The organism is Aliivibrio kagoshimensis, from assembly GCF_050337105.1.
Classification (GTDB): domain Bacteria; phylum Pseudomonadota; class Gammaproteobacteria; order Enterobacterales; family Vibrionaceae; genus Aliivibrio_A; species Aliivibrio_A kagoshimensis.
The window spans coordinates 1-15,400 of record NZ_JAKJSQ010000077.1; the positions used below are offsets into that span (position 1 = coordinate 1).

The window sequence follows — 15,400 nt, forward strand, 5'->3', positions numbered from 1 at the left end:
AGTTATGATACCTAATAATTTAATAATATTCATTTATTAACATCACATGAGTAAAGTATGAATAAAATCGCAGTCTTTGGTAGTGCATTTAATCCCCCTACACTTGGTCATAAGAGTGTCATTGATGCGTTAAGTCATTTCGATCTTGTGTTATTAGTTCCAAGTATTTCTCATGCATGGGGCAAAAAAATGATCGATTATAAGCTACGGTGTAACATGGTTAACTTGTTTATTGATGATATTGGTACAACAAACCTGCTTCTTTCGGATATAGAAAAAGATATCCAAGTGAACGATGAGCCCGTGACTACATTTGATGTACTTAATGCCATTCAAGAAAAGTACTCCGATGCCGATATTACTTTTGTGGTTGGGCCCGATAACATTCTAAACTTCCACTCTTTCCATAAAGCGGATACAATACTGAAAAACTGGTCTGTCCTATCATGCCCAGAAAAAGTGAATATTAGAAGCACGCATGTTCGAGAACGCTTGCTAAGTAACGAATCGATTGAATCGTTAACAACCCCTCAGGTGGTTAGCTTTATTCAGCAGCACCACTGTTTTTAATTGTTTTGGAGGCACAATATGAATAAAGCGACTGTCACACTGCTATTTGTGTTGTTGAGTACGCCTGCAATTGCGATTAATACTTCAGTCTGTGAACGAGATAATGGAGAAGATAACCGCTATTCCACTTGTGAACTGAATCATGCACCAGTCATTGATTTGGATATTAATGAAATGCAATCCATGGGCAAGGTTCCCGAGGGGTACTGGGAACATTGGGCAATTCAGCCACAGGAGAATCCGGTGATTAGCCACCGGTTTAATGAGAGTGTCCTGGGAATTGGTGTATGGAGTCCCGAGGAAGAAAAGAACAGGTCAGCAGGCCAGAATGAAGAGACCTATTCTGAGTGGATTATGGGACACGGGCTGCAACTGAGCATTGGAATCGGTTCACAAAGTCGCAACGAACCTCGATTAAGAATTGATTATCTGTGGCACGAGAAACTGGATGATTCAGTCAGTTTTCAAGTTGAAATACCACTGCCTACACAATAAATCGACTGTTATTATTCTACAGCCTCTCCCAATACGCACTGTAAACTTTGTTGATAGGCCTCAAGGTCACCATTAAATAACTCAGTAACAACCTTATCCATAGTCATACCTGATTTACGCATCTTAATAGACTCTCTGACTGCCAATACTAAACTCAATTCGGAAGAGGAGAGTGGGGTGCTATTTAGTTTTAATGGATTCCTCTCTTTAAAAGGTGTGTTAATCCACGATGATAAAGCGATAGTATCCTGCTTAATATTTAATGTTGGTACAAATTGAGTTGCTTCATCACGGATGACTTGTAGAAGGTGCTTATGGAAGCGTGAACTGTCCTCACCTAAACTATCTATTTTGTCGCACAGCGCTGTAATAAGAGCACTAGGAGTAAGATAACCAGTATCTTTAGTAAAGGGGTCGGTTAACCTAACTGAGAAGCTTACAGTGATTAGCTGGCTATTAGGAAGGATAGTGAGAGCGTGCAAACAGTCAAAGGGGATCCAGAAAGCCTCCCCTGCAGAAAGAAGATGTTCAAACTTGCCGAGGCGAATTAAAACAGTACCGGATTTTAGAATTAACAAAGTGTTACAACTATTCTTTTTCCGTGGCGTCATGCTGAGATAATGATGTAAATCACAGGAGTACTGTATCGCTTGTTTCATTTATTAGGCTCGTTGAAAAATAACGCGATATGATCGCTGTTTTTAATAACAAAATCAAATGTAGCATAGGGATCTTTTCGATAGTCAGTATACTAAATTTTGATTTTACAGTAATATTCACCCCAAACTCCCTGAGTGAAACGTCTCTAATGGTTATGTTCCTATTAGAGTGGTGTTGGCTTAGATAACTTGAATTTCTGATTAACCTATAAATGACTATTATTAACGATCCTTATCAAGACATTCGTCCCTATAGTGACGATGAAGTACCATCAGCAATCGAACGTTTACTCTCTGATGATGAGTTCATTCAAGCAATCATTCACTATCGATGCCCTAAGATTCCCAAGTGGCTGCTGAAAGTATTATCACCGCTGCTCAGACATAAATTGAAAAAGAATTTATCAACGTTTCAAACGGTGAAAGATGTACAACAACATGTTGCTAAGTATCTTTCTGCTGTGCTTGATAAAACCACTGATTCGATTACTTTCTCTGGTCTAGATAAGCTGGACCCCAAAAGTGCCTATCTATTTGTTTCAAATCACCGTGATATTGCAATGGATCCAGCAATTGTCAACTGGGTGCTTAATGAGAATCACTATAATACGTTACGTATTGCGATTGGTGATAACCTCCTTAAAAAACCAGGCGTTTCAGAGTTAATGAGGTTGAATAAAAGCTTTATTGTGAAACGTTCAGCGAAAGCGCCAAGAGAGATGATGAAGGCATTAAGTCAACTTTCTGCTTACATTTCTCACTCACTAGAAACGAATAATTCTATTTGGATTGCTCAAAAAGAGGGACGAGCAAAAGATGGTAACGATCAAACCGATCCCGCTATCTTGAAGATGTTTCATGTTGAGGGACGTAAGCGTAAAATTGCATTTCCAGAGTTTACAAAATCTCTCAATATTGTTCCTGTTTCAATCTCATATGAGAGTGATCCGTGTGATTTAGCAAAGGCCCGTGAGTTAACTGAAATCGCTTCGACGGGTAGCTATCAAAAAAGTGAATTTGAAGATATTGACAGTATCATTCTTGGGATTACTGGCTATAAAGGTAGAGTGCATATAAATTTTGGTGATGTCATCAATCAAGCTTATGAAACACCGGTAGATCTAGCGTCTGAAATTGATAGGCAAATCCACTCAAACTATAAATTATTTCCAAATAACTATTTAGCAGCGGAAATTGAAAACACAGAAATAAATGAAGAGACAAAACGCCGCTTTAATGAAAAATTAGTGGTTCTTTCTCCTGGTGAGCAAGATGTACTAAAAAAGATGTACGCCAATCCAGTACATAACCAACAGCAGCAGTAATGCCACAGAGTAACCAAGCGTAATACCTTGGTTACTATTTAAATAAGTAACCACCCAATTTTAAATCTTCAGGAACAGTATCAATAGTAATCCCTCCAAGATAGATGTGCCCGTCAACTTGTAGGTTACTAGGTAGCTGTTTGATTTCTGTCATACCTAGATAGAGATTGCCTTTCACATAAAGGTTGTCGGGAAGTATTTTAATGGGGGTTCTGAGAAGACTTAAATCACCATAAACCCGTAAACCATTGGGTAACGTCTTGAGTGTTGAGCCTGCAAAATTGATAAACCCTCCTACTTTTACACGTCGAGAAAATGTTTCAATCCGAGTGTTTGCAGCATTTAAATAACCACCTATCTTTGTACTTGTAGGTATTTTGGAAATTTGGGTTCGGGCAAGGCTGAAATTTCGTCCTATCACTAAGTCTTTCGGTAATTTTTTGATAGCACTATTTGATATATCGAGATTTCCCTCGATCATTAACCCGGCAGGGAGTGATTCATAATCACTATTCCTAAGTGAAATGTTTCCATAGGAGTCAATGTGGTTTATAAGTTTTTGTTCTGTTAATTGGGAACTGTCAGCGCTAGCCACAGAGATAACTAGAGAGGAAATCAGTGCAAAAGAGAGCCAGAATGTTATTTTTTTACTCACAAGTCAGATTCCTATTAACGCTTTAATTACATATTATCGGCAGAGTTGGTTATAAGTTAATAGCTATTTGGCACAAAGGTTTATATAAAAAAGTTGTGGACAAACATAATGTTAAAACTATGACAATGATCACGATGGTGTCTTGCTAAAGAGAACTGTCTATCTAATAATAGAAACCAGTCAGCAACTTGTTTAGAAAAAAGACGAGATTTTGGATGCGTTAACGGAGTTCATGGAGAATGGCGTCGTTGTAACCTGAATATCGGGAAATGTTTTTGCTATATAAGTAATGGACACTGACTACCCGAACTAAATTAATTGTTATTTTTCAGGAGACGTTATGTCTAACGCAACTGGTACCGTAAAGTGGTTTAACGAAGAAAAAGGTTTTGGATTTATTACTCAAGAAGGTGGTGCAGACGTATTTGTACACTTCAGCTCAATCCAAACCGAAGGCTTCAAAACACTTAAAGAAGGTCAAGCTGTTACCTTTACAGTAGAGCAAGGCCCAAAAGGTCCACAAGCTTCGAATGTTAACGTAGCTTAGTTTACCCATTATGGTAAATGTCGAAAAGGGTTCCTAAATGGAACCCTTTTGTTTATCTTTTATTTACTCAAAGAGCGGCTTTTCAATTCAAAAATCAATTTTTCAGCACTGCAYTCAAATTGTAGTCGTGCTTGAAGTTCATTCTCTGTCGCGTTGACAATAGTATGAACAACGTTTTCATTAACCGTATTTGCGAGTACAAGATATTCTTGCAATTCAGCCTCTAATTGCTGCTTGTTTGGCGCAAAGATGCTAATTGCAGCAACATCATCGCCCTCTTTTATCATATAGCCAACTTCCGCACTGCAACCACATGCATCACAAGGTTGATTCTCTTGGTTATCAGAACTCATAAAATAATCCTCTAAAATAATTGTGGATATTTTACATTTTGAGTTGATAAAACACTACTATTATTCAACTAAAGTTCTGACTCCCATTGAACCTCGACCCCTTTGGGCCACTGAGCACCAATATCGTGGTACTTCTTTTCTAATAAATGGCGCTTGATCTTTAACGTAGGCGTTAAAATTCCGTTATCAATTGACCAAGGTTCATCGATGACTAGAGTACCCGCTATTTTGGCATGGGATTCTAATTCACTATTGATCTGTTTAAGCACGCGATGAAGTTTCCGTTCAAATCTTTTATGATCAAAGTTTGGAATCGCGTGGGGAATAGCAAGCAAGATAGGAGCAGGCATTCCTGAACCTACTACGCACATTAGTTCTATGCTGCTAAGGTCAAATAAACGTCTCTCGATAGGAACCGGGCAGACAAATTTGCCTTTTGCCGTTTTAAAGTTATCTTTCTTTCGGCCTAAAATTGAGAGGTAACCATCACTGTCTAACGCACCGATATCTCCAGTATGTAACCAATCATCTATCACTGTTTCATCTGTGGCTTGTTGATTTTTATAATAACCTTTAAATATCCCTTCACTGCGAACCAAAATCTCTTCATCAGTGGCAATTTTAATATCAATACCCGGACCTGAGATACCAACCGTACCCACTTTATCGGCCCGGTATGGATAATTAATGGTGCTATAGGCAAAAGACTCAGTCATTCCCCACGCTTCGCTGATGTTCATTCCAACACTTTCATACCATTTTAATAACCCTGAAGAGACTGGCGCTGAGCCGCAACCCAAGACGCGGCAGTTTGCTAAGCCTAACCCTTTAGCAAGTTTGTTCTTTAAGAAGGTAGAGATAAAAGGGATTTTCAGTAAAACGTTCAGTTTACGTTGAGGTAATTTCTCAAGAATTTTCTGCTGGAAAAGTGTCCATAATCTTGGAACTGAGATAAAGACAGTGGGCTGTTGCATTTTGACGTCATCAATAAATGTGTCTAAAGATTCAGGGAAGGCCACATTGAGCCCAGCAGTCATTGATGTTCCAAGTATGTAGACTCGTTCGGTAATATGAGCAAGTGGCAAATATGAAAACAGTTTGTCATCGGGAAGAATTTTAATAAGAGATATTATTTGAGCGGATGTCCATGCAAATGAGCCGTAAGTAAGAAGAGCACCTTTGGGCAGCCCCGAAGTACCAGAAGTATAGACAATTGACATTACACTAGAGTAAGGGCGTTCTAGGCTGCATACAGCAGGCTCACAACTATTAAGTATTTCGTCCCATAAGTATTCGCACTCAAGGCGCTTGTAAGGGAATGAGATGGTTGTTAATGATTGTAAGCCAGTTAAAGAGTCCTTCAAGGCATCAGCTGAATCTAATTTACCGATAAAAAGGACTTTAGATTCGCTATGAGTCAGCACATGTTCAATAGTTTCGCTGCCGGCGGTAGGAAAAATTGGGACACTAATAAAGTCCCCTAACATTAGCGCTAAATCGGTAATAAACCATTCTGCACAGTTTTTAGAGATCACGGCAACTTTATCGCCCGGTTGCAGCCCAATTTCATGAAGCTTTGTAACCATTTGTCTTGCTTGGGTATAAACATCTAGAAAGCTGAAATCGACAAACTGTCGATCAATGATCTGTCTAAGAAAGGTATCATCAGGTTTAGTTTCTGCCCAGTGCTTTACATGCTGATGAGGGAATAAAATTTGCTTACTCATATTGTCCTTCCTATTTTGAATCAATAGACAAATGTCACGAGGTCTAACCAGTTGTTAATTATTTGTTAATATCCTACTTTATTTGTTGCTAGTCAAGTAAATAAGGAGAAGAAATAGAATGAGGGTCTTATCAATTACAGCAATTATCAATTAACACTTCACTCAGATATTAGGATATGTAAGAATGATGACCAAAATTATGGATGTCACACTACGTTTTTAAGTAAGTGTTAAAAATAGGAATACGTTGTTTTATGCCTAAACGCAGTAAGGAAGATACTGAAATTACCATCCAAACAATCATGGATGCAGTAATCGATCAAATACTTAGACTAGGTTATGACAAGATGTCATACACGACTTTAAGCCAACAAACTGGTGTGTCACGTACTGGTATTAGTCACCATTTCCCTAAGAAGACTGATTTCATTGCGGCCTTAGATGGACGTATTTTTAAGATATTTGTTGAGACGTTAGACCTAGATAATGGGAAACAGGCTTTTATTGATAGTTGGATTGAATCTCTTGATAAACAAGAGTTTTTAGCCATTTTGAAATTGTTATTTCATCATATTGTTACCGCTGAAAATACGCATGAGTTTACCCGAAGAGGGATTGAAAGACTCTATTCTGTTTGTTCTGAACTTTTTGGTCCTGAAAGTGCAAAAGACCTAGAATGGTTATTTGGAATATCGTTAGTAAAAATGACGAAGTAATCAGTGGTTCCAGATAAAAAAGGCTTGTCTTAATGACAAGCCTTTTTTATTGATAGTTAGATAAATAAATGTCTGGTTTTTTTACAAAATCTAATTTATATGCACGAATAGCATATTAAGTTGATGATTTTTCGAACAATATATTGTTGGCCCACCTGTTGCATAGTCAGGGTGAGCATAATATGAGTTGTATATGTGACTTAATTCTTTTAATGCAAGGAGTCGCAAGTGAAAAAATCATTCAATATGATATTAAAAATAGGAGCTGTCGCAGCACTGGTTTCTTACGGTGCAGCAGCAAACGCAGATAGCATAAAGATTCAAATGCAGTTGAACGGTGTTGACTTTACGTATGACCCATCTCAATACTATGATGAGATTGGTACAGAATCTGGCACTCCTGAATATGGCGTAAATTACGCTACTTTTAGGGATACAGTGATGAATGATGGTGACAGTAGCGGAGGTGCTGATGCAACTTTCGGTGACCTAAATTATGCTGATAATTTGGATAACATCTTAGTCCGTCATTCAACTGATGGTGGCGTTCTCTACAACACAGTTGAAACCTACGATACTGCGCCAATTGCCATTGATTTCAGAATTGTACTCGACGCACCTATTACAGGAGCTGGCTCGTATAATGTGATCTCAGAATACAGCTTTTTTGATATATTGACACAGGATGATGTAAAAGACTGGGGACTGGCACTTGATGCTACAGGTTCTGCAGGTGTGTTAAGTGTTAATGACCTCGGTGTTGGTGAGCTTGTCTTTACAGGCTTAGCTGGAAGCTTATTTAATGATGCTGATAGTAACAACTTACCATTTGCCTATATTGATCCCTATGAAGATATCCAATTTGGGTTTACCTTTAACATAAGTGGTCATCCGGATTGGTCGCAAATGGTATCTGGAAGTGGCAATGGTAACGTAAATGCCACCATCCCAGAGCCAACTGCATTAGCATTATGGGGTGCCGGATTGATGTTTGCTGGATTTGCGGGTAAACGTCGTCGTAAAAATAAAATCTAATTTCTATAATAATATAGAAGATAAAATGCCGATCAATTGATCGGCATTTTTAATAGCGGAAATAACATTTAAAACTAATAACTTAAGAGTTCATCAATCTTCTTTTCAATCGCTGGATTAGCCGTTTGAATCGATGCCAATACTACTTTAGCTTCTTCTTTATTGTTATTCATAATCAATGCTTCAGCGTAATGTAAAGCAATATCGACATTCTCTTTTTTCTCGTTATATGCAGAAGACAATAACTTTTCAGCTTGTACATATTTAGAGGTCTTCAAATAACATAAGCCTAATGTGTCTTGAACTTCTGTCGACGCAGAGGCGAATGAATATGCTTGTTCAGCGTAGTAGCATCCTTTTTCAAAATCTTTTGTTTCCAGAAATAACCAAGCAACATTATTTAATGAAGGAACATTTTCAGGGTACTTGTTAATAACAGCCAAAAAGTGCTCAATTGCTTTTTTGGGTGAAGTACTTGAATAGAGTTCGGCTAACTTAAAATCGATCGCTGAATTAGGGTCTTCAACCTGATCCTTTGCGGACTCTAAACTGGTAATAGCTTGAGTAGTTTCACCATTACGTTGATGAGTCACCGCGACTTTCATTGCGTTTTGTAAGGTAGGGTTTGCTTCGTACATTTTACGATAAAATGGCAGTGCATTGTTATATTGTAGCTTTGAATTATAGATGGCGGCTTGTAGATCAACAAACGGCAGTGATTGTTGAACAGTCTCACCTAGAGAGTGAATAAATGAAAGTGCCTTATCTAATTCACCTGATTTAGCCGTCAGTTTCGCGATGGCAAGTGGGAAGAAGATCTCATCAGTAAATTTTGCTCGAGCCTCAACGGCAAGCTGTATTGCTTCTGAGTCAAGACTGTTTTTATCATTAAACTGAATTAGCTTTATGTAGGGAGCAGGAGATTCAGAGTCTTGTTTTAACCAAGCCTGATACGTTACTTTCGCAGTATCATTATCACCATTTGCAGTGTAAATATCAGCAAGCAGCGCCCACGTGGACGGCAATCGTCGAGTAGGCGGCAGACCGCTAAGAACACTGATAGCCTCGGCATACTTTTTATTTGAAAACTCGAACAGTGCTTTCTGATGAATCAGTGCGACATTCTCAGGTTCTGAATTATATTGCTGGTCAACGAGCTTAAGACTTTTTTCATAAGAGTCTGTTTTATTGCTCAAAACAATAAATAGACGAGCGACAACAGGGTTTAGTGGGGACAATGCTTTGGCTTTGTAGGCATAATCATAAGCTGCAGTTAACTCTTTATTACGAGCCTTCAATTTTGCTAGTTCAGACAATGAAGAGATATAGTCAGGGTTAATCGTTAATGCTTTAAGTAACCATTGTTCAGCTTGAACATCGTCTTTTTTGAACAACTCAACGGTAGCTTTTAGATTTATAGCATTCAGATTATCAGGAGATAATTTCAACCAGTTGTCAACACTTTGCTCCGCTTCAATAACCATGTTCTGTTTTAAATAGTGTAGAGCGAGCGTTAGATTAGCTTGCTCAGAATCTGGCACTTGTTTAATCGCTAACTTTAGGTCTTCAACGCCCGATTGGTCATTATTAAAGAGTTTAATAATGCCAGTTGTAGTGGTAGAACCTGGGGTTTGAAGCTCACTCTCCGATAAGCGCTGAATTAACTCTAAAGCTTCATCGTTCTTCCCTATCTTTGATAGCTCAAGAGATGAGTATGACAGGAAGTCACTGTCAATTTGTGTGTCTAGAGGAACAGACTCAAGAATGGTTAGCGCATCATCAATATATCCTAATTTGATTTTTGTTAAGGCGTACATCTTATGAATGAAGTGGGTTTTTGGCGCTAGCTTTGCAATTTTTCTGAGGTGCCTATTAGCTTGCTCATATTTTTCTAACTTGAAAGCAGATACTCCGGCAATAACCACAACAAATTGATTTTTTGATCCATTTTGAATTGAGAGTTCAGCATGTCGGAATGCGGCTTCGAAGTCAGAAACAACGTAACGGGTCTGCGCTTTAAACCCATTAATCACAGGGTGTTGAGGAGAAATCGCGATAAGTTCATCGATCACTTTTTCTGCTTCAGAATATTTTTTGTCTGATAGATATGCTTGTGTAATAAAGAATTGATACTGGTTGGCACCGGGCGCGAGTTCAAACGCTTGAGTGTATGCCTTGGCGGCTTGTTCAAATTCACCCTTATTCTGATAAAGGTGCCCGAGGAAAAGGTGAACGTCAGGATTATTTGGCACTATTTTGATGAGTTCATTAGCGGTAGACATGGCTGACAAATAATCATCATTTTGCGCATTTAAAGCCGCTAGACTTAGTTTTGAATAGACAGCATCCAGGCTTGCTTCTGAAGCCAGCTCAATATTATGACGGGCATTGTCGAGATCCCCTTTTTGTAGGTAGGCAAGAGCTGCAATACCGCGTAAGTCTGCAAACGCATCACTGTTTTCACTTACATTGGCAGTTTCTACAAGAGAAAAAAGCTTGTCATAATTTCCATCGCTGTATAAAGCACGAGCGAGTAATGGATAGACTCTATTTTTATCTGTTGAGGTTTCTAACGCTTTTTCAAGTTGAACCGTAGCATTAATAAAATGTCCCTGTTCTAGATATAAACGTCCAAGTAAGGTTCGTGCGTCAGATAAGTCTGGAGATTTTTGAATGGCATTTTTTAATTCAATGATTGCAGCAGAGTTATCATCTTCTTTTAAATAATCTTCAGCTTGAGTAAAGTGTTCTTCTGCCGTTTTGTTGCAGCCCACTAAAAGAAGAGAGAAGCAGCCTGCAATGATAACTTTGCATAATGGTCGACTAAATTTGATGTCCATATCAATATCCAATTAAGAAAATGTTTTGTACTTTAAGTTACGCAATGTAGTACACTTTTACTGTCAATTATACCTTCTGTGATTATTTCTGCTATGAATATAATTGCTTAATTTGTTTATTTGCAAAGGAATGTAGATAGAATGCGAGATGTTGAAGCAATCAGTTGTGAGTTATTTATCAATCCAGATAGAGAGTGGCTTGCTGAAGCATGGAAAGGACTGGAAACTAAAGCTAATGAGAATATTTTCTTATCTTGGCTTTGGATCAGCAGCTGGCTAGACACTTTTGTTGGTGATTTCATTTTAGTGGAAGCAAGAGCTAACAATGGCATTGTAGGTCTTGGGATACTGATAAAACAAACCTCCCTTTTAGATAATTGTACTCAACATGGCAACAGCTACTTGCACCGAATGGGTGATGAAAGTAAAGACCAGATTTGGATTGAGTATAATGACTTTTTAATGGATAAAACATCTGCAACTCAAATCAGAGAGTGCATGGCTTCTAAAGTTTTCCATACGATTAAGCAACGAGAGAGCTTTATTGTTGGAGCCTCTTTCGTTAATGACTTCGATACGATTCACAAAATTGGTGTTCTACAGCGAGTGACATGGCGTACAACAGCATATGGTCTAGATCTATCTGTATTTAATGGAGATGTGGATGCCTTTACTATGTCACTATCAAGAAGTTCAAGATATCAGATTAAAAGAAGTATCCAGCGCTATGAGGCTCTAGGAGAGCTCAAAGTTGAAACTGCCTTGACGGTCTCTAAGGCAATGGAGTTCTTTGACATGGCCAAACCGTATCATATTAGTCGTTGGGGCAGCTCGAAAGGTGGGAGTGGCTTTATTAATACTGATTTTGTTGGCTTTCACTCCACTTTAATTGAACGTGGGATACAACATAAAAACGTTCAAATACACCGCCTTTCTGTTAATGAAACGACCATTGCCATTATTTACAATTTGGAAACAGACACCCAAGTCTATTTCTATTTAAGTGCCATAAATTATACGATGGATGATTCACATTTAAAGCCTGGATTAGTCTCACACTACCTACTGATTAAAAAAGCGATAGAAGAGGGCAAAATGACGTATGACTTTATGGGGGGAGCAGCGAGATACAAATCTACGTTTGCGAACCAACAATCTGACTTGGCCGTTTTTAAATATCAGCATCCACATTTTTTACTTACTGCTGAGAACTTTAGCCGCAAACTTAAACGTCATGTGCAGTCTAAAAGCAGTTACGACTACTCTTAAATGCACCGATAAATCGGTCATCATTATTAATTTCATTACCACAAAAATCTCGGACTCCTGATTGTTGTAAAGGATAGGCCTGAATATCGTGTTCATTGTTAACGTTATTATTGCCCATAAATGTAAAATCAATAGCGGAAGGGTTCTGGAAAAATTCATTTAATTGTTCTGAACCTCGCCAATAATTCTTTTGGGAGATCAGGTTACCGAGCTCAAAAATGGTAGCGTGGTCTCGGTTTCTTATTTTTCCACTCAATATGTTATTAACGATGGTTGCACTTGATTCTTTAAACCGGACATCGATCCCTTGAGTGTTATAGAAAATATTATTATTTATAAGGCTTTCTGCCCCTTTGTTAACGTATAAGCCAACATCTGAACAGAACATAACAATATTATTTCTTACCGTTGTCTTTTTGGCTTCAAAAGTAGATTTATCTCTACGTACTTTTTGAGACATTCCGCCCCCACCAATCGATAAGCCTACCGTTGAGCCTTTATATTTGAGGTTAGAAGAGGAACATATCACTAGATTATTTTCAAACACCCCGCCAACGCTTCCCCCCTTAAAAAAGGCACCATAGCTCACTTTATTGCCTGCAGCTTTAATGAAATCCTGAATGATATTATTGCTAACAGACCAGTTACTCGCATGATCAATATTGATCGGAGTGACCGATTTTTTTGTTTTGCGAGGTCTATCAGAGTAGAAATGGTTATTATATATTTTACCATTATCTGGGTAGACACCTTTTAATTCATTAACCTTAATCGCTGCGTTGAAGTTTATAAATTGGTTGTTCATTATTTCAATATTTGAACCATTGCCTACAACATGTATGGCATGATCACACCAATCATCTGTTTGACAAGTTCCATTAAACCGAATGCCATTAATTCTCCAATAGGGAGATAAAATATGTAACCCTTCCGAGCTCGCTAAATTAATGGTAACTTTCCCGATATTAATTGCAGAAAGTGTTATTGGTGAATCTTTTGTTGCCATCGCCGAACTGGTTTTGACACTTCGAGCTTTAATAGTGTATGTGCCGTTTTTTAGAAGGATAGTTTGACCAGGTTTAGCATGTTTAAGGGCTTTAATTAATTGATCTGAATTAGAAATAAGAAGTGTAGATTCTTGATCCTCAATAAGGTCGTTGGTGGTGTCTGTATAAGCCGGTCCGACTGTTGGAATGTTGCCTGAAGAAGTAACCCCAGCATACTGATCAGGGTAATAAAAATACTTAGCAATACTCTCCAGAGGATTTGAAATTACGTTCACACTTGGATAGTTCGCTTGTAGTGAGTCAGCAATTTTGATTATCGCTAGAGGTAAATTATCGGCACTATAACGCACTTGTTTTAATACATAATAAGAAGAAACAAGTAAAACTAAGTTAAACGCTATACCACAAATGAGTAAGTATCTGCTGCATAATCGTACGAATATTTGAGCCTTCATGTGCCATCCTTGAGCATAAATTTACACAGACAGTATGATGGCTTAGCCGTAATAGGTCAAAATTAACTGTAAAATGTCAATTACAATTAAATTCAATACATAAATTTATAAATATAGTGCTAAAAATAACGGGCTCTAATAAAACGTTAATAGACATACCTGATGCTTCATTAGCTTAAGGAACTGATTACAAAATATCGCCTAGGTTATGTTCAAATTAGCCTAAAACAATTGATTAATAAGATGAATGTGGTTTACAATTTCATCACATATTTTAAAAGGCGATAGTGTATACTGTCACTGCATAACGCACTAAGATACAGCGGTTATCTTTGAAGAATTCAAAAGGATATTGAATCGGAATGAAAACTAATGCCAAACTTGCATAGGGCGATGAGTAAGCGAGTCCTTGTACTTGGAGAAGATGCCCGTAGCTTCTTGACTGTTATTCGTTCATTGGCGACTTCCGGCTACGAAGTTCATGCTGTTTGTTATGATCAACAAAGCCCTGCATTCAAATCTTGTTTTCTAACCACTGTTCATACTTATAATTATCAAGCTTATACACAGCAACAGTGGCTAGACAGAGTATTAGCTCTGATTCAACGCTATCAGTTCGATCTTGTTATCCCTTGTGATGAACGAGCCATCTATCCATTGTGGTCTCAACGATCTTTTATACCTTCGGACACACAACTTGCCATTTCAAACTCACTCTCATTGGATATTTTGTTTGATAAATGGAAAACGAAGCGAGCAGCAATAGAGTGTGGCGTTTCAGTTGCTAAAGGTGACATCTTTGATTTACGGCATGTAAGTTATCAGACAATTAGTAGTGATTATGGGAAACAGTTTGTCATTAAACCACTTCAATCGTTTAATGAAGATTCACTGTCGAGTAGACAGAATGTCAAGATCATCAATAATGAACAGGAATATGACGTTTTTGCGAATTCATTAAGTGAAAACAATACTTCCTTTTTAATTGAAGAGTTCTTTGAAGGTAAAGGTGAAGGATTATCAATTTTTGCCGTCGAAGGTAAGATCCATGCTGCTTTTGCTCACATTCGTGTTGCAGAACCTAAGCAAGGAGGTGGTAGTTCTTATCGTAAAAGCATCCCACTTGATCCGGAACTTCTTACTGCTACCGAAAAATTGTGTGGGGAAACAAACTATACGGGTGTCGGTATGTTTGAATATCGCCGTAATGTTGAAACCAGAGAGTGGATATTGGTCGAAGTTAATGCAAGGTTTTGGGGCTCACTGCCATTAGCCGTTGCAGCCGGAGTAGATTTCCCTCAATTGTATGCTGACTATCTCATTAATGGTGAATTACCAAATCAACCATTATTAAAATACGATGAAGACTATTATGGCAGACAATTAATTGCTGACCTATACAGGATAAAAGGTGATGCTGAATATGACCATGCTCATTATTCTACGAGCAAAGTCATAGTAAGTGTAACCAAAAATTTATTAAGCTTTGGTCGGGTTCTTGTCGGGAAAGAGAAGCTGGACAGCTTTTCTTGGAGTGATATTAGTCCGTTCATACATGAGATAAAAACAGTCATTGAGCAATTCACTTGGGTACTGACAAAAAAGAGTCCATTTTTAATAAATAGACGGAGAATTAAAGTAAAAAAGAAGTTACATCAATTGTTTACTCTGAATCCCGACCGAAGGGTACTTTTTATCTGTTACGGTAATATTATGCGAAGTTCATTTTCAGAGCACTATTTAACGA

General features: G+C 38.0%; 14 protein-coding genes. 8 read left to right on the forward strand and 6 right to left on the reverse strand.

Translation table 11 applies throughout. The features are described from left to right. Nucleotides 1-57 precede the first annotated feature (57 nt). Nucleotides 58-570 carry a nicotinate-nicotinamide nucleotide adenylyltransferase gene (locus L4C32_RS17825; protein WP_428198248.1) on the forward strand — a complete coding sequence of 171 codons (513 nt, stop codon included), beginning with the start codon at nucleotides 58-60 and terminating at the stop codon, nucleotides 568-570. Between the two features lie 18 nt (nucleotides 571-588). After that, nucleotides 589-1,065 carry a hypothetical protein gene (locus tag L4C32_RS17830; RefSeq protein ID WP_428198249.1) on the forward strand — a complete coding sequence of 159 codons (477 nt, stop codon included), beginning with the start codon at nucleotides 589-591 and terminating at the stop codon, nucleotides 1,063-1,065. 11 nt (nucleotides 1,066-1,076) lie between these two features. Here the strand turns inward: L4C32_RS17830 and L4C32_RS17835 are convergent, their stop codons facing one another. Further along, nucleotides 1,077-1,724 (reverse strand): hypothetical protein, encoded by a 648-nt coding sequence (locus L4C32_RS17835; RefSeq protein WP_428198250.1) that lies wholly within the window; start codon nucleotides 1,722-1,724, stop codon nucleotides 1,077-1,079. A gap of 212 nt (nucleotides 1,725-1,936) precedes the next feature. Here L4C32_RS17835 and L4C32_RS17840 point away from each other — a divergent pair, with 212 nt between their 5' ends. Continuing rightward, entirely contained in the window at nucleotides 1,937-3,049 is a 1,113-nt protein-coding gene (locus tag L4C32_RS17840; RefSeq protein ID WP_428198251.1) for a 1-acyl-sn-glycerol-3-phosphate acyltransferase, read from the forward strand. Nucleotides 3,050-3,083: 34 nt separating this feature from the next. Here L4C32_RS17840 and L4C32_RS17845 read toward each other — a convergent pair whose 3' ends face one another. Beyond that, the gene (locus tag L4C32_RS17845) at nucleotides 3,084-3,704 is read right to left on the reverse strand and encodes a hypothetical protein (protein ID WP_428198252.1); all 621 of its coding nucleotides are present in this window, start codon (nucleotides 3,702-3,704) and stop codon (nucleotides 3,084-3,086) included. Nucleotides 3,705-4,044: 340 nt separating this feature from the next. Here L4C32_RS17845 and L4C32_RS17850 point away from each other — a divergent pair, with 340 nt between their 5' ends. Continuing rightward, on the forward strand, nucleotides 4,045-4,251 hold the full coding sequence (locus L4C32_RS17850; RefSeq protein ID WP_428198253.1) for a cold-shock protein: 207 nt from the start codon (nucleotides 4,045-4,047) through the stop codon (nucleotides 4,249-4,251). Between the two features lie 59 nt (nucleotides 4,252-4,310). Here the strand turns inward: L4C32_RS17850 and L4C32_RS17855 are convergent, their stop codons facing one another. Together L4C32_RS17855 and L4C32_RS17860 are read right to left on the reverse strand one after the other, a co-directional pair. Further along, nucleotides 4,311-4,604 carry a YfcZ/YiiS family protein gene (locus L4C32_RS17855; RefSeq protein WP_428198254.1) on the reverse strand — a complete coding sequence of 98 codons (294 nt, stop codon included), beginning with the start codon at nucleotides 4,602-4,604 and terminating at the stop codon, nucleotides 4,311-4,313. 68 nt (nucleotides 4,605-4,672) lie between these two features. Then, nucleotides 4,673-6,331, reverse strand: a complete 1,659-nt coding sequence (locus L4C32_RS17860) for an AMP-binding protein (RefSeq protein WP_428198255.1) — start codon at nucleotides 6,329-6,331, stop codon at nucleotides 4,673-4,675. Between the two features lie 254 nt (nucleotides 6,332-6,585). Between L4C32_RS17860 and L4C32_RS17865 the strand changes: the two genes are divergently transcribed. Both L4C32_RS17865 and L4C32_RS17870 read left to right on the forward strand, forming a co-directional pair. Further along, nucleotides 6,586-7,047, forward strand: coding sequence for a TetR/AcrR family transcriptional regulator (locus L4C32_RS17865; protein WP_428198256.1), 462 nt, complete (start codon nucleotides 6,586-6,588; stop codon nucleotides 7,045-7,047). Between the two features lie 228 nt (nucleotides 7,048-7,275). Continuing rightward, entirely contained in the window at nucleotides 7,276-8,082 is an 807-nt protein-coding gene (locus L4C32_RS17870) for a PEP-CTERM sorting domain-containing protein (RefSeq protein ID WP_428198257.1), read from the forward strand. A 74-nt stretch (nucleotides 8,083-8,156) separates the two neighbouring features. Here the strand turns inward: L4C32_RS17870 and prsT are convergent, their stop codons facing one another. Further along, nucleotides 8,157-10,922, reverse strand: a complete 2,766-nt coding sequence (gene prsT / locus L4C32_RS17875) for an XrtA/PEP-CTERM system TPR-repeat protein PrsT (RefSeq protein WP_428198258.1) — start codon at nucleotides 10,920-10,922, stop codon at nucleotides 8,157-8,159. A 141-nt stretch (nucleotides 10,923-11,063) separates the two neighbouring features. Between prsT and L4C32_RS17880 the strand changes: the two genes are divergently transcribed. Then, on the forward strand, nucleotides 11,064-12,191 hold the full coding sequence (locus tag L4C32_RS17880; protein ID WP_428198259.1) for a GNAT family N-acetyltransferase: 1,128 nt from the start codon (nucleotides 11,064-11,066) through the stop codon (nucleotides 12,189-12,191). Here the strand turns inward: L4C32_RS17880 and L4C32_RS17885 are convergent. Next, nucleotides 12,166-13,653, reverse strand: a complete 1,488-nt coding sequence (locus L4C32_RS17885; RefSeq protein ID WP_428198260.1) for a chondroitinase-B domain-containing protein — start codon at nucleotides 13,651-13,653, stop codon at nucleotides 12,166-12,168. The two genes, L4C32_RS17880 and L4C32_RS17885, sit on opposite strands and share 26 nt — an antisense overlap. 372 nt (nucleotides 13,654-14,025) lie before the next feature. Here L4C32_RS17885 and L4C32_RS17890 point away from each other — a divergent pair. Then, a partial coding sequence (locus tag L4C32_RS17890) for a carboxylate--amine ligase (RefSeq protein WP_428198261.1) occupies nucleotides 14,026-15,400 on the forward strand: 1,375 nt, incomplete at its 3' end.

Coding starts and splice junctions, on each gene's coding strand:
- L4C32_RS17825 (WP_428198248.1), top strand. CDS start 58: ATGAATAAAATCGCAGTCTTTGGTAGTGCATTTAATCCCCCTACACTT.
- L4C32_RS17830 (WP_428198249.1), top strand. CDS start 589: ATGAATAAAGCGACTGTCACACTGCTATTTGTGTTGTTGAGTACGCCT.
- L4C32_RS17835 (WP_428198250.1), bottom strand. CDS start 1,724: ATGAAACAAGCGATACAGTACTCCTGTGATTTACATCATTATCTCAGC.
- L4C32_RS17840 (WP_428198251.1), top strand. CDS start 1,937: ATGACTATTATTAACGATCCTTATCAAGACATTCGTCCCTATAGTGAC.
- L4C32_RS17850 (WP_428198253.1), top strand. CDS start 4,045: ATGTCTAACGCAACTGGTACCGTAAAGTGGTTTAACGAAGAAAAAGGT.
- L4C32_RS17860 (WP_428198255.1), bottom strand. CDS start 6,331: ATGAGTAAGCAAATTTTATTCCCTCATCAGCATGTAAAGCACTGGGCA.
- L4C32_RS17865 (WP_428198256.1), top strand. CDS start 6,586: ATGCCTAAACGCAGTAAGGAAGATACTGAAATTACCATCCAAACAATC.
- prsT (WP_428198258.1), bottom strand. CDS start 10,922: ATGGACATCAAATTTAGTCGACCATTATGCAAAGTTATCATTGCAGGC.
- L4C32_RS17880 (WP_428198259.1), top strand. CDS start 11,064: ATGCGAGATGTTGAAGCAATCAGTTGTGAGTTATTTATCAATCCAGAT.
- L4C32_RS17885 (WP_428198260.1), bottom strand. CDS start 13,653: ATGAAGGCTCAAATATTCGTACGATTATGCAGCAGATACTTACTCATT.